19 protein-coding genes and 1 pseudogene are annotated in these 19,808 nt (G+C 68.9%); 17 read left to right on the top strand and 3 right to left on the bottom strand.

What is annotated here, in order from left to right:
- Positions 1-184: 184 nt before the first annotated feature.
- The 5 genes and pseudogenes from ACZ5UM_RS17200 (at position 185) to ACZ5UM_RS17180 (ending at position 5,269) form a co-directional block, all read left to right on the top strand.
- On the top strand, positions 185-430 hold the full coding sequence (locus ACZ5UM_RS17200; RefSeq protein WP_464845785.1) for a hypothetical protein: 246 nt from the start codon (positions 185-187) through the stop codon (positions 428-430).
- A gap of 138 nt (positions 431-568) precedes the next feature.
- The gene (gene pepF, locus ACZ5UM_RS17195; RefSeq protein ID WP_464845783.1) at positions 569-2,362 is read left to right on the top strand and encodes an oligoendopeptidase F; all 1,794 of its coding nucleotides are present in this window, start codon (positions 569-571) and stop codon (positions 2,360-2,362) included.
- A gap of 221 nt (positions 2,363-2,583) precedes the next feature.
- Positions 2,584-2,715 (top strand): annotated as a pseudogene (scfA, locus tag ACZ5UM_RS17190) (six-cysteine ranthipeptide SCIFF); the annotation flags it as partial.
- 117 nt (positions 2,716-2,832) lie between these two features.
- Positions 2,833-4,254, top strand: coding sequence for a thioether cross-link-forming SCIFF peptide maturase (gene scfB / locus ACZ5UM_RS17185; RefSeq protein ID WP_464845780.1), 1,422 nt, complete (start codon positions 2,833-2,835; stop codon positions 4,252-4,254).
- A 40-nt stretch (positions 4,255-4,294) separates the two neighbouring features.
- Positions 4,295-5,269: a serine hydrolase gene (locus ACZ5UM_RS17180; RefSeq protein ID WP_464845777.1), complete on the top strand. Its 975-nt coding sequence runs from the start codon at positions 4,295-4,297 to the stop codon at positions 5,267-5,269.
- A 185-nt stretch (positions 5,270-5,454) separates the two neighbouring features.
- Here ACZ5UM_RS17180 and ACZ5UM_RS17175 read toward each other — a convergent pair whose 3' ends face one another.
- Positions 5,455-5,979 (bottom strand): DoxX family protein, encoded by a 525-nt coding sequence (locus ACZ5UM_RS17175; protein ID WP_464845774.1) that lies wholly within the window; start codon positions 5,977-5,979, stop codon positions 5,455-5,457.
- Between the two features lie 260 nt (positions 5,980-6,239).
- Here ACZ5UM_RS17175 and dtd point away from each other — a divergent pair, with 260 nt between their 5' ends.
- From dtd to ACZ5UM_RS17120, 11 genes are all read left to right on the top strand, one after another.
- Positions 6,240-6,689 (top strand): D-aminoacyl-tRNA deacylase, encoded by a 450-nt coding sequence (dtd, locus tag ACZ5UM_RS17170; RefSeq protein ID WP_464845770.1) that lies wholly within the window; start codon positions 6,240-6,242, stop codon positions 6,687-6,689.
- A 149-nt stretch (positions 6,690-6,838) separates the two neighbouring features.
- Positions 6,839-7,153, top strand: coding sequence for a hypothetical protein (locus ACZ5UM_RS17165; RefSeq protein ID WP_464845768.1), 315 nt, complete (start codon positions 6,839-6,841; stop codon positions 7,151-7,153).
- 142 nt (positions 7,154-7,295) lie between these two features.
- Positions 7,296-7,916, top strand: coding sequence for an MBL fold metallo-hydrolase (locus ACZ5UM_RS17160; protein WP_464845767.1), 621 nt, complete (start codon positions 7,296-7,298; stop codon positions 7,914-7,916).
- Positions 7,917-8,040: 124 nt separating this feature from the next.
- Entirely contained in the window at positions 8,041-8,475 is a 435-nt protein-coding gene (locus tag ACZ5UM_RS17155; protein WP_464845766.1) for a MarR family winged helix-turn-helix transcriptional regulator, read from the top strand.
- Positions 8,476-8,547: 72 nt separating this feature from the next.
- Complete coding sequence (locus tag ACZ5UM_RS17150) at positions 8,548-8,937, top strand: hypothetical protein (RefSeq protein WP_464845765.1); 390 nt, start codon at positions 8,548-8,550, stop codon at positions 8,935-8,937.
- Positions 8,938-8,997: 60 nt separating this feature from the next.
- Complete coding sequence (gene hemZ, locus ACZ5UM_RS17145; protein ID WP_464845762.1) at positions 8,998-10,563, top strand: coproporphyrinogen dehydrogenase HemZ; 1,566 nt, start codon at positions 8,998-9,000, stop codon at positions 10,561-10,563.
- Between the two features lie 12 nt (positions 10,564-10,575).
- A complete protein-coding gene (locus tag ACZ5UM_RS17140) occupies positions 10,576-11,460 on the top strand; it encodes a diacylglycerol/lipid kinase family protein (RefSeq protein WP_464845760.1) in 885 nt (294 codons plus the stop codon).
- A gap of 387 nt (positions 11,461-11,847) precedes the next feature.
- Entirely contained in the window at positions 11,848-12,588 is a 741-nt protein-coding gene (locus ACZ5UM_RS17135; RefSeq protein WP_464845758.1) for a Type 1 glutamine amidotransferase-like domain-containing protein, read from the top strand.
- Positions 12,585-13,883, top strand: coding sequence for a histidine--tRNA ligase (hisS, locus tag ACZ5UM_RS17130; RefSeq protein WP_464845755.1), 1,299 nt, complete (start codon positions 12,585-12,587; stop codon positions 13,881-13,883). The genes ACZ5UM_RS17135 and hisS overlap by 4 nt, the downstream gene beginning before the upstream one ends.
- Positions 13,880-15,682: an aspartate--tRNA ligase gene (gene aspS / locus ACZ5UM_RS17125; RefSeq protein WP_464845753.1), complete on the top strand. Its 1,803-nt coding sequence runs from the start codon at positions 13,880-13,882 to the stop codon at positions 15,680-15,682. The genes hisS and aspS overlap by 4 nt, the downstream gene beginning before the upstream one ends.
- Before the next feature lie 188 nt (positions 15,683-15,870).
- Complete coding sequence (locus ACZ5UM_RS17120) at positions 15,871-16,368, top strand: GNAT family N-acetyltransferase (protein WP_464845749.1); 498 nt, start codon at positions 15,871-15,873, stop codon at positions 16,366-16,368.
- A gap of 28 nt (positions 16,369-16,396) precedes the next feature.
- Here the strand turns inward: ACZ5UM_RS17120 and ACZ5UM_RS17115 are convergent, their stop codons facing one another.
- Both ACZ5UM_RS17115 and ACZ5UM_RS17110 read right to left on the bottom strand, forming a co-directional pair.
- A complete protein-coding gene (locus ACZ5UM_RS17115) occupies positions 16,397-16,636 on the bottom strand; it encodes a hypothetical protein (RefSeq protein ID WP_464845748.1) in 240 nt (79 codons plus the stop codon).
- Between the two features lie 104 nt (positions 16,637-16,740).
- The gene (locus tag ACZ5UM_RS17110; protein WP_464845747.1) at positions 16,741-17,373 is read right to left on the bottom strand and encodes a GNAT family N-acetyltransferase; all 633 of its coding nucleotides are present in this window, start codon (positions 17,371-17,373) and stop codon (positions 16,741-16,743) included.
- Positions 17,374-17,613: 240 nt separating this feature from the next.
- Here ACZ5UM_RS17110 and katG point away from each other — a divergent pair, with 240 nt between their 5' ends.
- Positions 17,614-19,785 (top strand): catalase/peroxidase HPI, encoded by a 2,172-nt coding sequence (katG, locus tag ACZ5UM_RS17105; RefSeq protein ID WP_464845744.1) that lies wholly within the window; start codon positions 17,614-17,616, stop codon positions 19,783-19,785.
- Positions 19,786-19,808 lie beyond the last annotated feature (23 nt).

The following is a 19,808-nucleotide window of genomic DNA, read 5'->3' as shown; positions in this document are numbered from 1 at the left end:
CGACGCAGAACGCGCCGGCGTCTTCTCATTGGCTGCCTCCGTCAAAGGACGATCAGGGCCGGACCTGGACTCCCCGGCTGACCGGTCCCTCTGGCCCTGGCCGTTTGCGGCGGAAGCGCCGGAGGCTCCGGCAGGCCCCGGCGGGTATCCGGTCGCTCTGGATGCGCGGGCGGACACCGCCAGGGTGGCGGTCTACTCACCGGCTGCCGGCCACCTGGAGGTGGCACGGGTGACCCTGGGAGGAGCACCGCCGGTTTCCGGCGACAAGATCCCCATCGCCGATCCGCGCAAGCCGGCCGCGGGCATGTCCTTTGTGGATACGCGGACGGGCTGGCTGGTCGTGAGCGACAGCCAGCACAGGCAGACGGCCATCCTCCGCAGCGGCGATGGCGGCAAGTCCTGGGCGGCGACCCTCGGCGACCTGAGGTAAGCGAACGCCGCCCGGGATGCGGGCATGCCGTGCAGCGCCGCAGCCCCGGATGGGCCGCGGCCTGCGGGAAGGGACCCTTCTGCCGCTGTCGAATACAGTTCTTGCCTGTGCACTTGGGAAAGGAAGGAGTAATGTGTCATGCGGCTCCGCCGAAACGAAGTGCCTGTGGAGCAGACCTGGAAGCTGGAAGACCTGTTCCCGTCGCCCGAGGCCTGGGAGGCCGAGCGGAAGGCGATCGAGGCCGACCTGCCGGCGGTGACCCAGTACAAGGGGCGCCTGGCCGAGGGCCCGGCCACGCTCGCCCTGGCGCTGAAGGCGTTCGAAGGGCTGATGGAGCGGGTCGATCGATGGGCGACCTACGCCCAGCTTCGGGTGAGCGAGGACGGCTCCGATCCGCAGTACCAGGGGATGGGGGCCATGGCCTACGCCCTGGCTGCCCAGTTCATGGCGGCGACGTCCTTCCTGAAGTCGGAGATCCTCGCCCTGCCGGAGGGACAGGTGGAGGCGTGGATGGCGGCCGATGCGGAACTCGCGGTCTACCGGCCGTGGCTGGAGAAGATCCTGATCGAGCGCCCGCACAAGCTGCATCCCGAGACCGAGGAGGCGCTGGCGGCGTTGGGCGAGGTTATGGAGGCGCCCTTCGTCACGTACGAGCGGGCCCGGTCGTCGGATATCACCTTCGAGCCGGTTACGGCCCCCGACGGACGCACCCTGCCCGTCTCCTTCTCCCTGTACGAGGATGAGCTGGAGCTCTCGGCCGACACGGCCGTGCGGCGGGCTGCGTTCGACTCCTTCACCCGGGGCCTGAAGGCCTATCAGAACACCCTGGCGGCCACCTTCGGGACCGAGGTCAAGAAGAACGTCGTCCTCGCCCGGCTCAGGGGATACGAGTCGGTCACCCACATGCTGCTGGCCTCGCACCAGATCGACCACGCGGTCTACTACAACCTGCTGGACGTGATCCAGGAGGAGCTGGCCCCGCACATGCGCCGCTACGCCCGGCTGCGCAAGCGGGTGCTCGGCCTCGATGAGATGCGGTACTGCGACATCGAGGCGCCGCTGGACCCCGAGTACAACCCGTCGATCACCTTCGACGAGACCCGCAAGCTGCTGCTGGAGGCCCTGAGCGTGCTCGGGCCGGAGTACCGGGCCATCATGGAGCGGGCCCTCACGGAGCGCTGGATCGACTGGGCCGACAACGTGGGCAAGCAGGCCGGCGCCTTCTGCACGTCGCCCTACGGTGCGCACTCGTACATCCTGCTCACGTTCACCGGCCATATGCGCTCCGCCTTCACCCTGGCGCACGAGCTGGGCCACGCCGGCCACTTCGAACTGGCCAACCGCCACCAGCGGCTCCTCAACGTGGAACCGGCCCTGTTCTTCGTGGAAGCGCCCTCCACGACCAACGAACTGCTGCTGGCGGACCACATCCTGAAGGGCACGGACGACCGGCGGATGCGCCGCTGGGTCATCATGCAGCTCCTGATGACCTACCACCACAACTTCGTCCGCCACCTGCTGGAGGCGGAGCTGCAGCGCCGCATCTACGAGCAGGCCGAGCAGGGCACGCCGGTCACGGCGAAGCTGCTCTCGGAGACGAAGGGCGCCATCCTGGAGCGGTTCTGGGGCGGCGAGGTGGTCATCGACGAGGGGGCCCGGCTCACCTGGATGCGCCAGCCCCACTACTACATGGGGCTCTACCCCTACACGTACTCCGCCGGGCTCACCTGCGGCACCGCCGTGGCGCAGCGCATCAAGGAAGAAGGGAAGCCGGCGGCGGAGCAGTGGGTGGAGGTCCTGAAGCTCGGCGGCAGCCTGCCCCCCATGGAGCTGATGGCCCGGGCGGGCGTCGACCTGACGAAGCCCGATCCCATCCGCAAGGCGGTCGCCTACGTGGGTTCGCTGATCGACGAGCTGGAGGCGTCGTTCTAGGGGCGAAGGGCGGCGGATCCCCGGTTGTGGGGGATCCGCCGCCTTGCGTGCATGCAGCGTGTTCGTGCGGGCTGTGGGTGCGCTTCAGCGGGCACGGCGCCCGAGCTCCGCCCGCGTTGGCGCTTAGGGACTACGGGAGAATGGCACTTTCGCACTACACAGCTTCACGCATGGAAGGGTTATACTACTATGTTGTAATCCATGCGATTGGAGGGTTTTCCTTGGCCAGGCACATCCGCATCCTGTCGGCGCCGCGGCTGCAGACCACGGTGCAGTTCGCGGGCTGTACCGACTGCGCTGTCTCCTGCCAGTCGGCCTGCAAGACCTCCTGCACCGTTGGGAACATCGTCTGCTCCGTCAGCAGTCTGACGAGCCCTGCGGCAGAGCAGGTTCGGATCCTCGAAGCCACCAGGCGGTAGCGTGAGGGGCCGGGCAGAGCGCCCGGCCCTTCTTCTGGGAGGGAGACGACGGTGCAGCACGGTGAGATCCATCGGTTTGAGATGCAGGGCACCAAGCTGGTGCTCGATATCCATAGCGGCAGCCTGCACCAGGTGGACGATCTGGTGTGGGATCTGCTGGCGTTCGGTGCGGAGGGCCCCCCTCAGGCGGAGCTGGACGCCCTGCGGGCGCGCTACGGCGCGGACGAGGTCGCCGAGGCGATGGCGGAGATCGCCGAACTCCGGGCGCAGGGGCTGCTGTTTGCCCCGCTGCCCGACTGGGAGCCGGTCATGCCGAAGCCCGGCGACCCCCTGCGGGCGATCTGCCTGAACGTCGCCCACGCCTGCAACCTGAAGTGCACCTACTGCTTCGCCGACGACGGCACCTACGGCGGCCGGGCACAGCTCATGCCGTTTGAGGTGGCCCGGCGGGCGGTGGACCTGCTGATCCGGCTGAGCGGCTCCCGGCCGGTGTGCGAGATCGACTTCTTCGGCGGCGAACCGCTGCTGAACTGGGGCGTGGTCCGGGAGACGATCGCCTACGCCCGGGAGGCCGGGCGCCGGGCCGGCAAGCGCTTCACCTTCACCCTGACCACCAACGCCACGCTGCTGACGCCCGAGATCCTGGACGAGCTGGACCGGGAGGAGGTCAGCCTGATCCTGAGCCTCGACGGCCGGCCCGAAGTGCACGATGCGAAGCGGTGCGGCTCCAGCCGGCGGGTGGAGGAGGCCATCCGCATGGTGCTGGACCGGCGCGCGCCGGGCGGCCGCCCGGCGTGGGAGTACGGCGCCGCCCAGGGGGCGACGGGCCGGGGGGCCTACGCGGTGCTGCGGGGCACCTACACGGCCGACAACCTCGACTTTGCAGAGGACGCCCTGTACATGGTGGACGAAATGGGCTCGCCCCACTTCTCCCTGGAGCCCGTCATCGCGACGCCCGACGCGCCGTACGCGCTCCGGGAGGAGCACCTGCCCAGGCTCCTGGCCGAGTACGAGCGGCTGGCGGCCGAGGTGGACCGGCGGCGCCGAGAAGGTCGTCCCATCACCTTCCACCACTTCGCGGTGGAGGCGGAGACGGGTCCGTGCCTGCCCCGGCGGGTGCAGGGCTGCGGCGCCGGCGTGCAGTACCTGGCGGTGACGCCCGAGGGGGACCTCTACCCGTGCCACCAGTTCGTCGGCCGGGAACAGTTCCGCATGGGCAACGTGCGCGAGGGCATCGTGGAGAAGGAACTGCAGGCGCGCCTGGCCGGCTGCCACATCTACACCAAGGCGTCCTGCCCGACCTGCTGGGCCCGGTACTACTGCAGCGGCGGCTGCCACGCCAATGCCGACCTGCTGAACGGCGACATCTTCCAACCCGAGTCCGTCGGGTGCGAGCTCACCAAGAAGCGGGTGGAGTGCGGCCTCTGGCTCAAGGCCCAGGCGCTGCTGGATGCAGATTCGCAGGGCGGCTAGGTCCCGTCCGGCGGGGCAACCTACCTACCGGTGATGTCTGATGGCATGGCGGGCATGGCACCGGCGGCATCCGTGGCTGTGCCTGGCGCTGGCGGGGTGGGTGGCGCTGGCGCCGGGCGCAGCGGCGGCTGCCCCGGGATGGCCCTCGGGCTGGCGGACACCGCCGGACGCCCCCGAGGTCGTGCGCAGGATCGAGCAGGTCACCCGGTGGGCCCCCGGGCGGGTCAGCGTCTGGTACTGCGACCTCACCACCCAGGAGTATTTCGGCGTGAACGCGGATGAGGTCCATACGGCGGCCAGCACGGTGAAGGTGCTGATCGCCAACTACCTCTATCACCTGGCCGCAGCGGGCGAACTCTCCCTGGACGAGCCCGTGGCGATCCGCCCGGTGGACTGGAAGGACGGGTCGGGGATCCTCAACGGCGTCCCGGACGGCACCCGGCTGACGCTGCGGGAGGTCGCCCGCCTGATGCTGGTGCACAGCGACAACACGGCGGCCAACGCCTTGCTGCGCCGGCTGGGCGTCCAGCGGATGGTCGCGTACTACCGCAGCCTGGGCATCCGATACGGCAGCCCTGAGATGCACACGCCGCAGCAGCTCTGGCAGCACAACCGCATCGCCCCTGAAGACCTCGGCGTCGTCCTGCGCAACATCTGGGAGGCGTCCCAGCGTTCGCCCGATCCGTGGGCGGAGCTGCTGGCGTTCATGCAGGCGTCGCGGTCCAAGGGCCGGATCCCGGCAGGCCTGCCGCCGGACGTGCCGGTGGCCAACAAGACGGGGTCGAAGGAGACGTCCTTCCACGACGCGGCCATCGTGCTGGACCGGCACCCGTACGTCCTTGTCGTGATGACGCAGGGGATGACGGCGCGGGAGGCCGGATACTACATCGCCAGCGTTTCCCGGGAGGTGTGGGGCTGGCACAGCCGGAGGGCGGCCCTCCGCCCGCCGCCGCACCGACCCAACCAGAAAGCCCGCCGGCGCGGCGGGCTTTCTGGATATCCGAGGGGCGGGTGAGGGCCGGGTCCGGATCTTGCAAGTTTGGGTGCAGTGTCTGCCGGATGTGTGCTGCGGCGTTTGCTGGGTGGGTGCAGTGTCTGCCGGATGTGTGCTGCGGCGTGTGCGGCGGGACTGCGTCGCTGGCCGGACTTGTGCGGTGAAGCGTGCGGAGACGTTTCTGCGTCCGTTCGGGGTGTGCTGCGTCAGGCTTTCTGCGCTGCTGCGTGGCCCTCACCGGGCAGGATGCGTGCAAGTGCCTTGCGGTATACAGGCCGGAAGTAGTAGTCGATGCCGAGGTAGCCGGCGTAGGCGCCGCCGAGGCTGACGAGGATGAACTGCAGGATCAGGTAGTTGGGGTTGCTGCTGATGGTGCCGCTGAGAAGGAAGGCGAAGTTCATGACCATGCCCATCGTTGCTGCGAAGATGGTGGCGAAGCCCAGGATGAGCGCCAGGCCGACGAGGAACTCGCCCCAGGGAATCAGGAAGTTGAACAGACCGACGTTGGGCAGGGCGAACCCTTCGAGGAAGGCTGCCCACCAGGACTGGACGACGGGCTTTGCACCTTCGGCCGCCGGGACCGACTTGGCGATGGCTCCCTTCAGGAAGCCCGTGGCGTCGAATCCGTCGACGATCTTATGCCATCCGGCGACCATCCACTGGTAACCGACGTACAGGCGAATGACGAGCCAAATCCAGCTGCTCTTCGGGCTCTGGAAGAAGTTCGTCATATGGCCATCCCTCCTGTCAGTTTTGGGGTGGCGTGGCGTCTGCGACGTCTGGGTCTCGTCGGCTGTTTCTGGCTTGATAGTACAACGAGAACGATTCTCAACCAATCCGGCGCACGCACCATTGGAGGAGTAGTCTGAACGGTCTACGAACCGGGCGTTTCCCCTGTGCCGGGGTAGGGTGCCGCGTGCGACGGAGGAGGAGTTCTTCGGGCAGGGGGCGTATCCCCCGGGACAGGACATCATCTGAGGAGGCAGTTGTCTTGCGCGCAGTTGTACAGCGGGTCAGCCGCGCTCGGGTCACCGTGGAAGGAGAGGTCGTGGGCCAGATCGGCCCGGGATACGTGGTGCTGCTCGGCGTGTCGCGGGAGGACGACGAGGCCGCGGCCGACTACCTGGCCGACAAGATCGCCGGCCTGCGGGTCTTTGAGGACGAGGCCGGAAAGATGAACCGGTCGATTCAGGAGGCCGGCGGGGCCATCCTGGCGGTCAGCCAGTTCACCCTCTACGGCGACGTGCGCCGCGGGCGCCGTCCGGGGTTCGACCGGGCGGCCCGGCCGGAGCAGGCCGAGCCCCTGTACCGGCGGTTCGTCCAGCGGCTGCGGGAGATGGGGCTGCAGGTGGAGACCGGCCGGTTTCAGGCGCACATGGAGGTGGAGCTGGTCAACGACGGGCCGGTCACGATCCTCATCGACTCGGAGAAGACGTTCTGACCCGGAAGACCAGGCGGACCCGGCACGATGAACCGGCCGCAGGCCCGCCTGGCCCGCCGGCTCACCAGGAGATAAAACGTTAGAGATCCATGGCCTGTCCGGTTCGCCTCCGGTACAATTGGGAAAAGGGTACAGCGGAGGTGAACCGTATGGCATCCTGGACCGACGAACTGTTGTCCCGTGTTCAGGCCCTGGCCGAGTTGACGGACGACCTCCACAACCGACTGACCCGCGTGGAGGCCGGCCTGGAGAGGCAGCGGGCGGAGAGCGCCCGCCTCTGGGCGGCCCATCGGGAGGAGATGGCGGAAATCCGCTCGCTGCTGCTGCCCCTGAAGTCCCGGATCGGCTTCGTGGAGGGGCGGCTGGACGGCAAGAAGGAGACGACCACCCTTCTGATGAGCGCCTTCCTTTCGGCCGTGGCCGTCCTGGTGTCTGCCATCCTGGGCATTCTCAACCTGCAGTGACCGGCACGCCACTGCCCGGCTGAGCCGTGCGGCAAATCGGGCACTCGACTTGCGCCGGGGGCCAATCTGCCTATACTGGGAAGTAGAGACGGCAACACTTGCCGGGACCTCGTCGTCCCGGCCTCTTTATGGAGGCAATCCCATGCGCATCTGGTACCGTGCCCTCGGCGACTTCATGGCCAACTGCTACATCGTCGCCTGCAGCGAAACCCGGCAGGCGCTGGTCATCGATCCCGGCGTCCCCGATCCCTGGATCCAGTCCTGCGTCACCGAGAACGACCTGACGGTCGCCGGAATCGTCCTGACGCACGGCCACCTCGACCACATCGGCGGGGTCGGCTGGGTGAAAGGGTGGACCGGCGCGCCGGTGGCGATCCACGAGGCCGATGCCGACTACCTGACGAGCCCATCCCTCAACGGCAGCCTGTACTTCGGCACGCAGGTGACGGCCCCCCCGGCCGACCGGCTGCTGCAGGACGGCGATGAGATCGAGGCCGGCCGCCTGCGGGTGCGGGTGATCCACACGCCCGGTCACAGCCCCGGCGGCATCTGCCTGTACACCCCGGGACACCTCTTCGCCGGCGACACGCTCTTCGCCGGCTCCATCGGCCGCACCGACCTGCCCGGCGGCGGTCTGCGCACGCTGATCCAGTCGATCAAGGCGCGGCTGCTCGCCCTGCCGCCCGAGACCGTTGTGTACCCGGGGCACGGTCCGAACACCACCATCGGCGATGAGAAGGCCTACAACCCGTTCCTGGCGTAGCGGCGCCGGGGCGGCTGCGGCCGGCACGGCGCGGGGCGCGTTCTTGACAGTCCTTTCCTGCTACCTGTATAATCTGGTCGAATTGAATGTTAACGTCGTAAAGTTCGGGCCCGGAGGTGTCTGAATGGAATCTGGCCGCATCGAAGCCTATCTCCCGAAACTGGAGGCCTCGTTCGACAACATGGTACGTGTGATGACCGCGGCGACCACGGCCTACCAGGAGGTAGCTCCGGGACCGAAGATGTCCATGAGCCAGATGATCGTCCTGAAGGCGCTGCGGAGCCGCGGGCCGCTGCAGGTGACCGAGGTGGCCAATGAGCTGACCGTCACCCTCAGCGCGGCGACCGGCCTGGTCGACCGGCTGGTGAAGGCGGGGCTGGCCGAGCGGGAGCGGGATCAGCGGGACCGGCGGGTGGTCTGGGTCAAAATCACCCCGGACGGCGAGCAGGCGCTGGAGGCGGCGATTCAGCGGCGCAGGGCAGCCTTCCGCGAGATGGTGAAGAACCTCTCGGAGGAAGATCTCGTCAAGCTCTGCGACATCCTCGACCGGATGGGGTAACGGCGGGGAGGACTTGAACAAAAGCAAGTAGTATATATAAGGATCATCGCCTGAACTGTGGGGGGTTCACCTATGATCCTGATTGCGGTGATCGGGGTCGCCCTGCTCGGCGTGGCCCTGATCGTTCCCAACGTGGTTGCCGTTCGGACGGCCTTTGCGGGCGCCGCAGAGCGGGAAGCCGCGCGCGCCCAGGCCCGGGCGCAGGCCCGCGCCGGGGGGCGCAAGGCCGGCGCACCGGCCGCCGCTCGGGTGCGGCGGCGCATCCCGGCGCCCCGCTTCGTGCGCCGGGCGTACCTGTGGAAGGCCCTGAGCCCGCTGCTCTTTGCCTTGTCCATCATGTTCGGCATCGCGATCGGCGGAACGACCGGTTATGTGCTCATGGGCCTGGGGCTGCTCAACCTGCTGCTCGGGCTGTGGGGCTGGGACGAATACGTCCCCGGCCATGCGGGTAAGCGTGAATAGCGGAAGCAAGTGCGAACGGGGGCCGGGCGAGAGCCGCGGCCCCCTTTGAGGTGGTGCGCCATGACAGGGATCCTGCTCCGGGGCAACAGCCCCGTGTTCGTTGATGACCTGACGCAGATGGGCCACGTCTTCTTCCCCGGGGAAGCCTTTGCGGTGTGGGTTCCGGGAAGCCCAGAACCGCCGGCGGATGATCTCCGCTGGCGCGTGGATGTGGCCGCGCTTCCCGAAGGGCGCGACGGGCCCGGCGCGATCGAACTCGGGCCCGCGTCCCGGCGCTGGCGGGTGGCCGTCACGGCCCACGGCCCCGGCGGCGCGCACCGGGCGGAGGGGGAACTGGCCCAGGAGCCCGACGAGAGCCCCCGCACCTTCGAGCACCGGCTGCGCCGGCTGGCCAAGGGGCTCCTGATCGACGCCCTGGCGCCGCTGGCGGGCTTCCGCCCCGCCTGGGGCATCCTCACCGGCGTGCGGCCCACCAAGCTGGTCCACCAGATGCTGGACCGGGGCGAGCCGGATCCCGTGGCCCGCCTGACCGGCGAGTACCGGCTCTCCCGGGAGAAGGCGGAGCTGGTCGCCGGCGTGGCCCGGCTGCAGCGGCCGTTCCTCGGGCGGGACCCCCGGGCGGTGTCGCTCTACATCGGCATCCCGTTCTGCCCGTCCATCTGCTCCTTCTGCTCCTTCTCCATCTACCCCATCCAGCAGCACCGGAGCCAGGTCGGGCCCTTCCTGGAGGCGCTGGGGCGGGAGATGGCGATCATCGGCCAGGCGATCCGTGAGCTGGGGCTCCGGGTGGAGTCGATCTACTTCGGCGGCGGCACGCCGACCAGCCCCCGGGACGAGGACTTCGCCTGGATGCTCCGCACGGCCGAGGAGACCCTGCTCCGGGGCCAGGCCCCCGCGGAGTACACGATGGAGGGCGGCCGGCCCGAGACCTTCAACCGGGCGAAGCTGGACGCCATGGCCGCCGCCGGGGTCAACCGGGTGAGCGTCAACCCCCAGACCACCGTGCAGGCGACGCTCATGCACCTGGGGCGCATCCACACGGTGGAGAAGTTCTACCGGGCCTACGACCTGGTGCGCTCGCACCCCGCGGGCTTCACGGTCAACACCGACATCATCATCGGGCTGCCGGGGGAAGGCCCCGACGAGGTGCACTACACCCTGGCCGACATGCAGCGGCTCAGGCCGGACAACCTCACCGTCCACACCCTGGCCGTCAAGCGGGGTTCCCGCATCCACGCCGAGGGCGCAGCCGGAGAGGTGCTCAGGGCGCTCACCCACGCCGAGGCCGAGGCCCTGGTGCAGGACGCGGCCGAGACCGCCCGGGCCATGGGCCAGCGGCCGTACTACCTGTACCGGCAGAAGTTCATGGTGGGGGCCCTGGAGAACGTGGGCTACGCCCTGCCGGGCAAGGAGTCGCTGTACAACATCCAGATGATGGAGGAGCGGCAGACCGTCATCGGGCTGGGCGGCGGCGCCACGTCCAAGTGGTTCAAGCCCCTGGGGGAGAACCGCGGATGGCTCCTGAAGGCGCCCGCCAACCCCAACGACCCGCTGGCCTACGTGGAGCGGGTGGAGGAGCTGGCCCGGCGCAAGGTCGCACACCTGCGGCTGCTCTACGGCGAGTAGGGGGTGTCGTGCGTGGAGTTCCGGCGCATCGCGGTCATCTACAACCCCGCCTCCGGCCGGCCCCGGGAGCGGATGAGCCTGCTGCAGCGGCTGGCCGCGCCGCTCCGGGCCGCCGGCCGCACGGTGGCCATCTGCCCCACGGAGCGGCCGGGCCACGCGGCCGAGATCGCCCGGGAGATGGCCGCGGAGGGGTACGACCTCATCCTCGCCCACGGCGGCGACGGCACCATGAACGAGGCCCTGCAGGGCGTGATGGGCACGGGCGCGACCTTAGGCTTCTGGCCCGGCGGCACCGCGAACGTCCTGGCCGCCGAGCTGCGGCTGCCCCACCGGCCCGAGGAGATGGCCCGGCGGGTCCTCGCGGGGCGGACGCAGGAGGTGACGGTGGGCCGGGCCAACGACCGCTACTTCCTGCTGATGGCCGGCGTGGGCCTGGATGCCGCCGTGGCCGGTTCGGTGGACCCCGAGCTGAAGCGCCGTTTCGGCAAGGCGGCCTTCTTCGTGGCGGCGATGCAGTTCATCTGGCGGTGGGACCTGTCGCCCTTCCTGGTGCACCTGGAAGGGGAACCGCCGGTGGAGGGCCGCTTCGTGGTGGCGGGCAACGCCCGCGCCTATGGCGGCGGGTTCCAGTTCACGCCCGACGCGTCGCTCACCGATCCGTGCCTGGACATCTGCATTTTCACCGCGGAGGCGGTGGGAGACTATCTGGCGTACGTGTCCGCCGCTTTGGTGGGGCTGCACCGCAACCTGCCCGGGGTGATCTACCGCAAGGCGCGCACCGCCCGGATCACCGCCGCCGGGGAGCACGGACCGCTGACGCAGGTGGACGGCGAGGTGATCGGCAGCCTGCCCGTCACCCTGACTGCAGTTCCCCGCGGACTCCGACTTTTGGTTTAGGGTATTGACACCTCGTGGAAACATCATTAGAATGCAGGATCAAAGGCGATGACGGGGAACGGGGTTCCGCAAAGGCCCCCTGCAGAGAGCCGGCCCTCAGGCTGAAAGGCCGGCGGGAAGGCGGCGGAACCGGACAGCCCCCGAGCTGCGCAGTCGAAGGCCGTGTGGGCGGCGCGGTGCCGTCCGGCGGCGGGACGCCGCCCGGCTGCGTAGGCTGTGCCGGAGACTCCCGCCGTTAGCAGAGGGAGGGGGCCCCACTGCCGTGCGGCCCTGCCGAGGGGATGCCTGCCCCGGGGTGGGCATCAACGTGGGTGGCAACGCGAGCCGCAGCGCTCGTCCCATGCGGGGACGGGCGCTGTTTTTTCACCGGTGAAGGAGGGCGCGAAGATGAAGCAGATTGTGGCGATGGGCGGCGGCGGCTTTTCCATGGAACCCGAGAACCCGCTCCTGGACCGGTACGTGCTGGGCCTCACCGGCAAGACCCGGCCCAAGGTCTGTTTCCTGCCCACCGCCAGCGGCGACGCAGAGGGCTACATCGTCGAGTTCTACCGGGCGATGACGCAGCTTGGGGCGGAGCCCTCGCACCTCTCCCTGCTGCGCCCGACGGTCCGGGACATGGCCGCTCACCTGCTGGTGCAGGACGTGATCTACGTGGGCGGCGGCAACACCAAGAACATGCTGGCCCTCTGGCGGGAGTGGGAACTGGACCAGGTGCTGCGCACCGCCTGGGAGCAGGGCATCATCCTGGCGGGGCTCAGCGCCGGCGCCATCTGCTGGTTTGAGCAGGGCGTGACCGACTCGATCCCCGGCGAACTCACCGCCCTCCGGGGGCTGGGCTTCCTGAAAGGGAGCCACTGCCCGCACTACGACGGCGAGCCCGAGCGGCGGCCGGCCTACCACCGGCTGCGGAAAGCGGGGGTTCTGGCCGACGGCATCGCGGCCGACGACGGCGTGGCCCTGCACTACATCGGCGACCACCTGGTGCGGGTGGTCAGCTCCCGGCCGGGGGCCAGGGCCTACTGGGTCTACATCATGGACGGCGCCGTGCGGGAGGAGCCCATCGATCCGGTCTATCTGGGCGACCCGGCGAACCTTTCAGGATTGGGACGAGGAGTGGATGGAACGTGAGCATGCAGGCACCGCGGGGCTTCAATGACATCCTGCCCGGCGAGCAGTACGGCTGGCGGGACTCGTACCGCTGGCAGCGGCTGGAGGAGGTCTTCCGGGAGGTCGCCCGCCTTTACGGCTACCAGGAGCTCCGGCCGCCGATGGTGGAGTACGTGGATCTCTTCATCCACGGCGTCGGGTCGACCACGGACATCGTGACGAAGGAGATGTTCAACATCACGCCCCGGGGCGATGACCCCGACGCCCGCCGGATGGCGATGCGGCCCGAGTTCACGGCCGGGCTGGTGCGGGCCTACCTGGAAAACGGCCTGTACAACAACCCGCAGCCCACCAAGATCTTCGCCTACGGACCGGCGTTCCGGTACGAGAACGTGCAGAAGGGCCGGTTCCGGGGCTTCCACCAGCTGGACGTGGAGGTCTTCGGCGCCCAGGATCCGGCGGTGGACGCCGAGGTGATCAAGCTGGGGCTGGACGTGGTCGCCCGGCTGGGGCTTACGGGCCTGGTGGTCTCGCTCAACTCCATCGGCTGTCCCCAGTGCCGGCCCCGGTACCGGGAGGCTCTGCAGAAACACTTCCGGCCGCACCTGGCCGAGCTCTGCGAGGACTGCAACACCCGGTTCGAGAAGAACCCGCTCCGGCTGCTGGACTGCAAGCGGGACGCCGGCCACCCGGCGCAGCGGACCGCCCCGGTGACGCTGGACTACCTCTGCGACGACTGCCGCAGCCACTGGGAGGGGCTCCTCGCCCACCTGAAGGCGATGGGGATCCCGTACCAGGTCGACACCCGCATCGTGCGGGGGCTGGACTACTACACCAAGACTGTCTTCGAGGTGCTGCACCCGAAGCTCGGGGCGCAGTCGGCCCTGTGGGGTGGCGGCCGCTACGACGGCCTGATCGAGGTGGTGGGCGGCAGGCCCACGCCGGGCGTCGGGTTCGGCATGGGCATGGAGCGGGTGCTGATGGTCCTGGAGGAGGAGGGGCTGACGGCCCCCTTCGCCGACCGGCCCCGGCTGGATGCCTTCGTGGTCACCCTGGGCGAGGCGGCCCGGCCCGTCGGCCTGCAGCTCCTGTACCGGCTCCGGGAGGCGGGCATCTCGGCGGACATCGACTACCTGGGGCGGAGCCTGAAGGCGCAGATGAAGTACGCGGGCAAGCAGAACGCCCGGCATGTGGTCATCCTGGGCGAGGACGAAGTCCAGCGCGGCGAGGCATCGGTGAAGCACATGGACGAGGGAACACAGGAGCGCGTCCCGCTCGACCAGATTATCTCGCACTTGCGGAGGGCTGACGTATGAGCGAATCGATTCACGGCATGAAGCGGACCGTCTTCTGCGGCGAGGTGGCGGAGCACCTGGTGGGCCAGGAGGTCATCGTCAACGGCTGGGTCCAGCGGCGGCGGGACCACGGCGGCCTGATCTTCGTGGACCTGCGCGACCGGACCGGCATCGTCCAGGTGGTCTTCGACGCGGAGGAGTGCGGCAGCGAGATCTTCGACAAGGCCGAGCAGGTGCGCTCGGAGTACGTGCTGGCCGTGCGCGGCCTGCTGACCCTCCGGGCGCCGGATGCGGTGAACCCCAACATCCCGACGGGCCGGTTCGAGATCCGGGCCCGGGACCTGCGCATCCTCAACCCGGCCAAGACCCCGCCCTTCTATATCCAGGACGACATCGACGTCGACGAGACGGTGCGGCTGAAGTACCGCTACCTCGATCTGCGCCGTCCGGAGATGCAGCGCAACCTGATCCTCCGGCACCGGGTCACCAAGGCGGTGCGGGACTTCTTCGACGAGAACGGCTTCGTGGAGATCGAGACCCCGATGCTCACCAAGTCGACGCCCGAGGGGGCCCGCGACTACCTGGTGCCCTCCCGGGTGAACCCCGGCAAGTTCTACGCCCTGCCCCAGTCGCCGCAGATCTTCAAGCAGCTCTGCATGGTGAGCGGCCTGGAGCGGTACGTGCAGATCGTCCGCTGCTTCCGGGACGAGGACCTGCGGGCGGACCGGCAGCCGGAGTTCACGCAGATCGACGTGGAGATGTCGTTCGTGGAGCGGGACGACGTGCTGTCGATGATGGAGCAGATGGTCGCCCGGGTCTTCCGGGACGCCCTGGGCGTGGAGGTGCCCACCCCCTTCAAGCGGCTCACCTACGCCGAGGCCATGGCCCGGTACGGTTCCGACAAGCCCGACCTGCGCTTCGGCATGGAGCTGGTGGACGTCAGCGATGTGGCGGCCGGCTGCGGCTTCGGCGTCTTCAAGGGCGCCGTGGAGGCCGGCGGTCAGGTGAAGGGCATCAACGCCAAGGGCTGCGGCGGGTACTCCCGCAAGCAGATCGATGAGCTGACCGGCTTCGTGAAGACCTTCAAGGCGAAGGGGCTCGCCTACATCGCCCTGGGTGAGGACGGCGAGGTGCGCTCCTCCTTCACCAAGTTCCTCACCGAGGCGGAGACGCAGGAGATCATCCGCCGGCTGGAGGGCGAGCCCGGCGACCTGCTGCTCTTCGTCGCCGACCAGCCGGCCGTGGTGGCGGCCGCCCTGGGCGCCCTGCGGATCGAGATGGGCAGCCGCCTGGGCCTGCGCAAGCCCGGAGAGTTCAACCTGCTCTGGGTGGTCGACTTCCCGCTGCTGGAGTGGGACGAGGAGGAGAACCGCTTCGTGGCGGTGCACCACCCGTTCACGTCGCCGCACCCCGAGGACCTGGACAAGGTCTTCAAGGAGGGGGCGACCCGGGAGGAGCTGGCGGCGATCCGGGCCAACGCCTACGACCTGGTCCTGAACGGCGTCGAGCTGGGCGGCGGGTCGATCCGAATCCACCAGCGGCCGCTGCAGAACCGGATGTTCGAGCTGCTGGGCTTCACGCCCGAGGAGGCGCTGGCCAAGTTCGGCTTCCTGCTGGACGCCTTCGAGTACGGCGCCCCGCCCCACGGCGGCATCGCCTTCGGCCTCGACCGGTTCGTCATGCTGCTGGCCGGCCGGCAGTCGATCCGGGACGTGATCGCCTTCCCGAAGACGGCCAAGGCCACGTGCCTGATGACCGACGCCCCCAGCGACGTGTCGGAGAAGCAGCTCCGGGAGCTGCACATCCGGACGACGGTCTAGCGGACGAACGGGGCTGTCCCATCAGCGGATTGCGCTGGTGGGACAGCCCCTTCTGTTCGCACTGGCTGTTGGTGGCCTTGTTCAGGCGGGCCGCCGGGCGAACGGTTGGTGGGTTTGAACCGTCTCATAGAGCGGGCAGGCGCGCCCCCGGGCGGTCCCCCGAGATGATCCGGAAGGGAGGAGCCCCGATGGACCCGATCCGCATCCGCATGGCCCGGCCGTCGGACGCAGAGGCGTTCGCGGAGATCATGACCCAGCCACAGGTGTACTATGGTACGTTGCAGCTCCCACACACCACGCCGGAGTCGTGGCGCAAGAGGCTGGAGGCCAACGACCCCCGGTACGATTACGTGCTGGTGGCCGAGGTGGACGGGAAGGTGGTGGGCAACCTGGGGCTGCACAGGAGCCCGAGGCCCCGGACCCTGCATGTCGCCAGCCTGGGGATGTCGGTGCACGACGCCCACCAGGGGAAGGGCGTCGGCCGGGCCCTGATGGCGGCGGCCATCGAGGCCGCCGACCGGTGGCTCAACATCCTCCGGATCGAGCTGGAGGTCTACCCGGACAACGGGCGCGCTATCCGGCTCTACGAGTCCTTTGGTTTCGCCGTCGAGGGGCGCAAGCGGATGGCGGCCTTCCGCGACGGGCAGTACGTGGACGTCCTGGTCATGGGCCGGATTCGCCCGTAAGCCCGGGACCGGCAGCCGCACCCCGGCGTCATGGGGCGGATCCGGCCGAAGGGGAATGCCCCGGCAGGCGCGGCCTGCCGGGGCATTTGACGCGCGCAGTCGGACCGAATGACGGCATGTCTGATCGGCCTTGCGTCGACCCTGTCAGATCCAGAACCAGCCAGGATTGCATCACGGTATAGACCTGCACGCAGATCAGCGCCACCATCTTCGCCCAGAGAAAAAGCATGAGGTGGCGGGAACGGATCATGCGCTTCAGGGCGTTCACGGGTGCTTACCCCAGTTCGGTGCTGTGGCTCTGTCAACGGCTGGCGGCCCGGGGGACTGACGGCGAGACCTCGCTTCCAGGCGGAAGGCGGGGCCACGATGCTGTCAGGAGAGCCGCTCCCACTCCTCCCGGGTCAGCGCGTACTCGACCTCGCCCGCCTCGGCGCCGGGGATCGGGTCGTCCCAGTCCGGGTAGAAGACGCGCACCAGCTTCATGCCGCACTTCTCCATCACCCGCCGGGATGCCCGGTTCACGGCCATGGTCTGGGCGAAGATCCGCCGGACGCCGAGTTCGGTGAAGCCCTTGCGGATGAGCGCGCGGGCCCCCTCGGTCGCGTAGCCCTTTCCCCAGGCGGCGCGGCGCAGCCGGTAGCCCAGCTCGGCCTGGTCGATGCCGGCCCCGTCGGAACTCATCCGGTCCGAGCCGGTCCGGTCGGAGGCCATCGGATCGGAGCCCGTCCCGTCCGTCCTGCCCGTCCGGGGCCGCAGGAGGAACCAGCCCACGAAGGCGCCGCTCGCCTTCTCCACGGCCGCCCAGCAGCCGAAGCCGGGATGGCGGGCGTAGTCGCCGAGGATCCGGGGCAGGGTCACCTGCTCCACCTGTGTACGGGGCGTCGACCTGCCGCCGGTGAGGTAGCGCATCACCTCGGGGTCTGCGTCCAGATCCACCAGGTTGTCTACATCGGCAGGGGTGAACTGCCGCAGGTACAGCCGTTCGGTCTCCAAATAGATCTGCAAACCGTTCGCCTCCTTCGGTCATGGCCCAGCCCGGCCTTCGCTGCCCGGGCCCCCGGCGTTCCAGGACGGATTGGTTTGGTCCACGCGCCCTTCGCGCCCGGCTGTCCGGCCGGTCGCGGGCGGGGCGCATTTTCGATTTAGAATGAGAATAAATCTCAGCAGGATTCGACACCGATGCGCCGAATCGAAAAGAGAGTCGGTCAGTTCCGACTAGCAAGCCATACGGAGGGATGAGCCGTCATGAGCGAAGAGAAGCGCCCTGTCGCCGGCATGGGGCCGACCAACAAGGACTGGTGGCCCAATCAGCTGAACCTGCGGATCCTGCACCAGCACAGCGAGAAGTCCAACCCGATGGGCCAGGACTTCGACTACCGGGAGGAGTTCAAGAAGCTGGACTACTGGGCCCTGAAAGAGGATCTCCGCAAGCTGATGACCGATTCCCAGGACTGGTGGCCCGCCGACTTCGGGCACTACGGACCGCTCTTCATCCGCATGGCCTGGCACAGCGCAGGCACCTACCGCATCCAGGACGGCCGGGGCGGCGCCGAGTCGGGCACCCAGCGCTTTGCGCCGCTGAACAGCTGGCCCGACAACGTCAACCTCGACAAGGCCCGCCGCCTGCTCTGGCCGATCAAGCAGAAGTACGGCCGCCGCATCTCCTGGGCCGACCTCATGATCCTCGCCGGCAACGTCGCCCTGGAGTCGATGGGCCTGAAGACCATCGGCTTCGCTGGGGGGAGGGCCGACGTCTGGGAGCCGGAGGAGGACGTCTACTGGGGCAAGGAGCGGGAATGGCTGGGCGACGAGCGCATCAGCGCGGAGGGCGAGCTGGAGAACCCCCTCGCCGCGACGCAGATGGGCCTGATCTACGTGAACCCGGAAGGGCCAGGCGGTGAGCCCGATCCGCTGAAAGCTGCGGAGCAGATCCGCGAGACCTTCAAGCGCATGGGCATGAACGACGAGGAGACGGTGGCTCTCATCGCCGGCGGGCACACCTTCGGCAAGACCCACGGCGCCGGCCCGACGTCCTACGTGGGACCCGAGCCGGAGGCGGCCCCCATCGAGCAGATGGGCCTGGGCTGGATCAGCTCCTACGGCTCCGGCAAGGGTCCCGATACCATCGGCAGCGGGCTGGAGGTCACCTGGACGTCCAGTCCGACCAAGTGGACGAGCAATTACCTGTGGAACCTCTTCGGCTACGAGTGGGAGCTGACCAAGAGCCCTGCGGGCGCCTGGCAGTGGCGGCCCAAGAACGGCGCCGGGGCCGGCACCGTCCCCGACGCGCACGACCCCGACAAGCGGCATGCCCCCGGCATGCTCACCACCGACATCGCCCTGAAGGTGGACCCGGTCTACGAGAAGATCGCCCGCCGCTTCCTGGAGAACCCCGATGAGTTCGCCCAGGCATTTGCCCGCGCGTGGTTCAAGCTGACCCACCGCGACATGGGCCCGCGCTCCCGCTACCTGGGTCCGGAGGTGCCCGAGGAGGACTTCATCTGGCAGGATCCGCTGCCGGCCCGGGACTACGAGCTGATCGATGAGGCCGACATCGCCGCCCTGAAGCAGCGGATCCTGGCCTCCGGGATGTCGATCCGCGAGATGGTCATGACGGCCTGGGCGTCGGCCTCCACCTTCCGCGGCTCCGACAAGCGGGGCGGCGCCAACGGAGCGCGCATCCGGCTGGCGCCCCAGAAGGACTGGGAGGTGAACGAGCCCGAGCAGCTGCGGCCGGTGCTGGAGACCCTGGAGGGCATCCAGCAGGAGTTCAACCGGTCGCAGACCGGCGGCAAGCGCGTGTCGCTGGCCGACCTGATCGTCCTGGCCGGATGCGTCGGCATCGAGCAGGCGGCCCGGAACGCCGGGTTCGAGATCACCGTGCCCTTCACGCCGGGTCGGGTCGATGCGCGGCAGGATCAGACCGACGTGGAGTCGTTCGCCTACCTGGAGCTGGTGCACGACGGGTTCCGCAACTACCTGAAGACGAAGTTCGCCGTGCCCGCCGAGCACCTCCTGGTGGACCGCGCTCAGCTGCTGACGCTCACCGCGCCGGAGATGACGGTGCTCATCGGCGGCCTGCGGGTGCTGGACTGCAACTGGGGCCGCACGAAGCACGGCGTCCTCACCGACCGGCCGGGGGCCCTCACCAACGACTTCTTCGTCAACCTGCTCGACATGCGCTGGCAGTGGAACGCCACCGACGACGAGAACGTCTTCGAAGGCCGCGACCGCTCCACCGGCGAGCTGAAGTGGACCGCCACCCGGGTCGACCTGATCTTCGGCGCCAACTCGCAGCTGAGGGCGATCGCGGAGGTCTACGCCTCCGCCGACGGCCAGGAGAAGTTCGTCCAGGACTTCGTCAAGGCCTGGACCAAGGTGATGAACCTGGACCGCTTCGACCTGCTGCCGCAGTAATGCCGGTGCCGGCAAGTGCGCCG

The sequence above is a fragment of the Symbiobacterium ostreiconchae genome (assembly GCF_055396975.1).
This window is presented reverse-complemented; position numbering and strand designations above follow the sequence as displayed.

Excerpts from the sequence above, each read along its gene's own strand:
- pepF (WP_464845783.1), top strand. The coding sequence starts at position 569 with ATGCGGCTCCGCCGAAACGAAGTGCCTGTGGAGCAGACCTGGAAGCTG.
- ACZ5UM_RS17180 (WP_464845777.1), top strand. The coding sequence starts at position 4,295 with ATGGCATGGCGGGCATGGCACCGGCGGCATCCGTGGCTGTGCCTGGCG.
- ACZ5UM_RS17175 (WP_464845774.1), bottom strand. The coding sequence starts at position 5,979 with ATGACGAACTTCTTCCAGAGCCCGAAGAGCAGCTGGATTTGGCTCGTC.
- ACZ5UM_RS17165 (WP_464845768.1), top strand. The coding sequence starts at position 6,839 with ATGGCATCCTGGACCGACGAACTGTTGTCCCGTGTTCAGGCCCTGGCC.
- ACZ5UM_RS17160 (WP_464845767.1), top strand. The coding sequence starts at position 7,296 with ATGCGCATCTGGTACCGTGCCCTCGGCGACTTCATGGCCAACTGCTAC.
- ACZ5UM_RS17155 (WP_464845766.1), top strand. The coding sequence starts at position 8,041 with ATGGAATCTGGCCGCATCGAAGCCTATCTCCCGAAACTGGAGGCCTCG.
- ACZ5UM_RS17150 (WP_464845765.1), top strand. The coding sequence starts at position 8,548 with ATGATCCTGATTGCGGTGATCGGGGTCGCCCTGCTCGGCGTGGCCCTG.
- hemZ (WP_464845762.1), top strand. The coding sequence starts at position 8,998 with ATGACAGGGATCCTGCTCCGGGGCAACAGCCCCGTGTTCGTTGATGAC.
- ACZ5UM_RS17135 (WP_464845758.1), top strand. The coding sequence starts at position 11,848 with ATGAAGCAGATTGTGGCGATGGGCGGCGGCGGCTTTTCCATGGAACCC.
- aspS (WP_464845753.1), top strand. The coding sequence starts at position 13,880 with ATGAGCGAATCGATTCACGGCATGAAGCGGACCGTCTTCTGCGGCGAG.
- ACZ5UM_RS17120 (WP_464845749.1), top strand. The coding sequence starts at position 15,871 with ATGGACCCGATCCGCATCCGCATGGCCCGGCCGTCGGACGCAGAGGCG.
- katG (WP_464845744.1), top strand. The coding sequence starts at position 17,614 with ATGAGCGAAGAGAAGCGCCCTGTCGCCGGCATGGGGCCGACCAACAAG.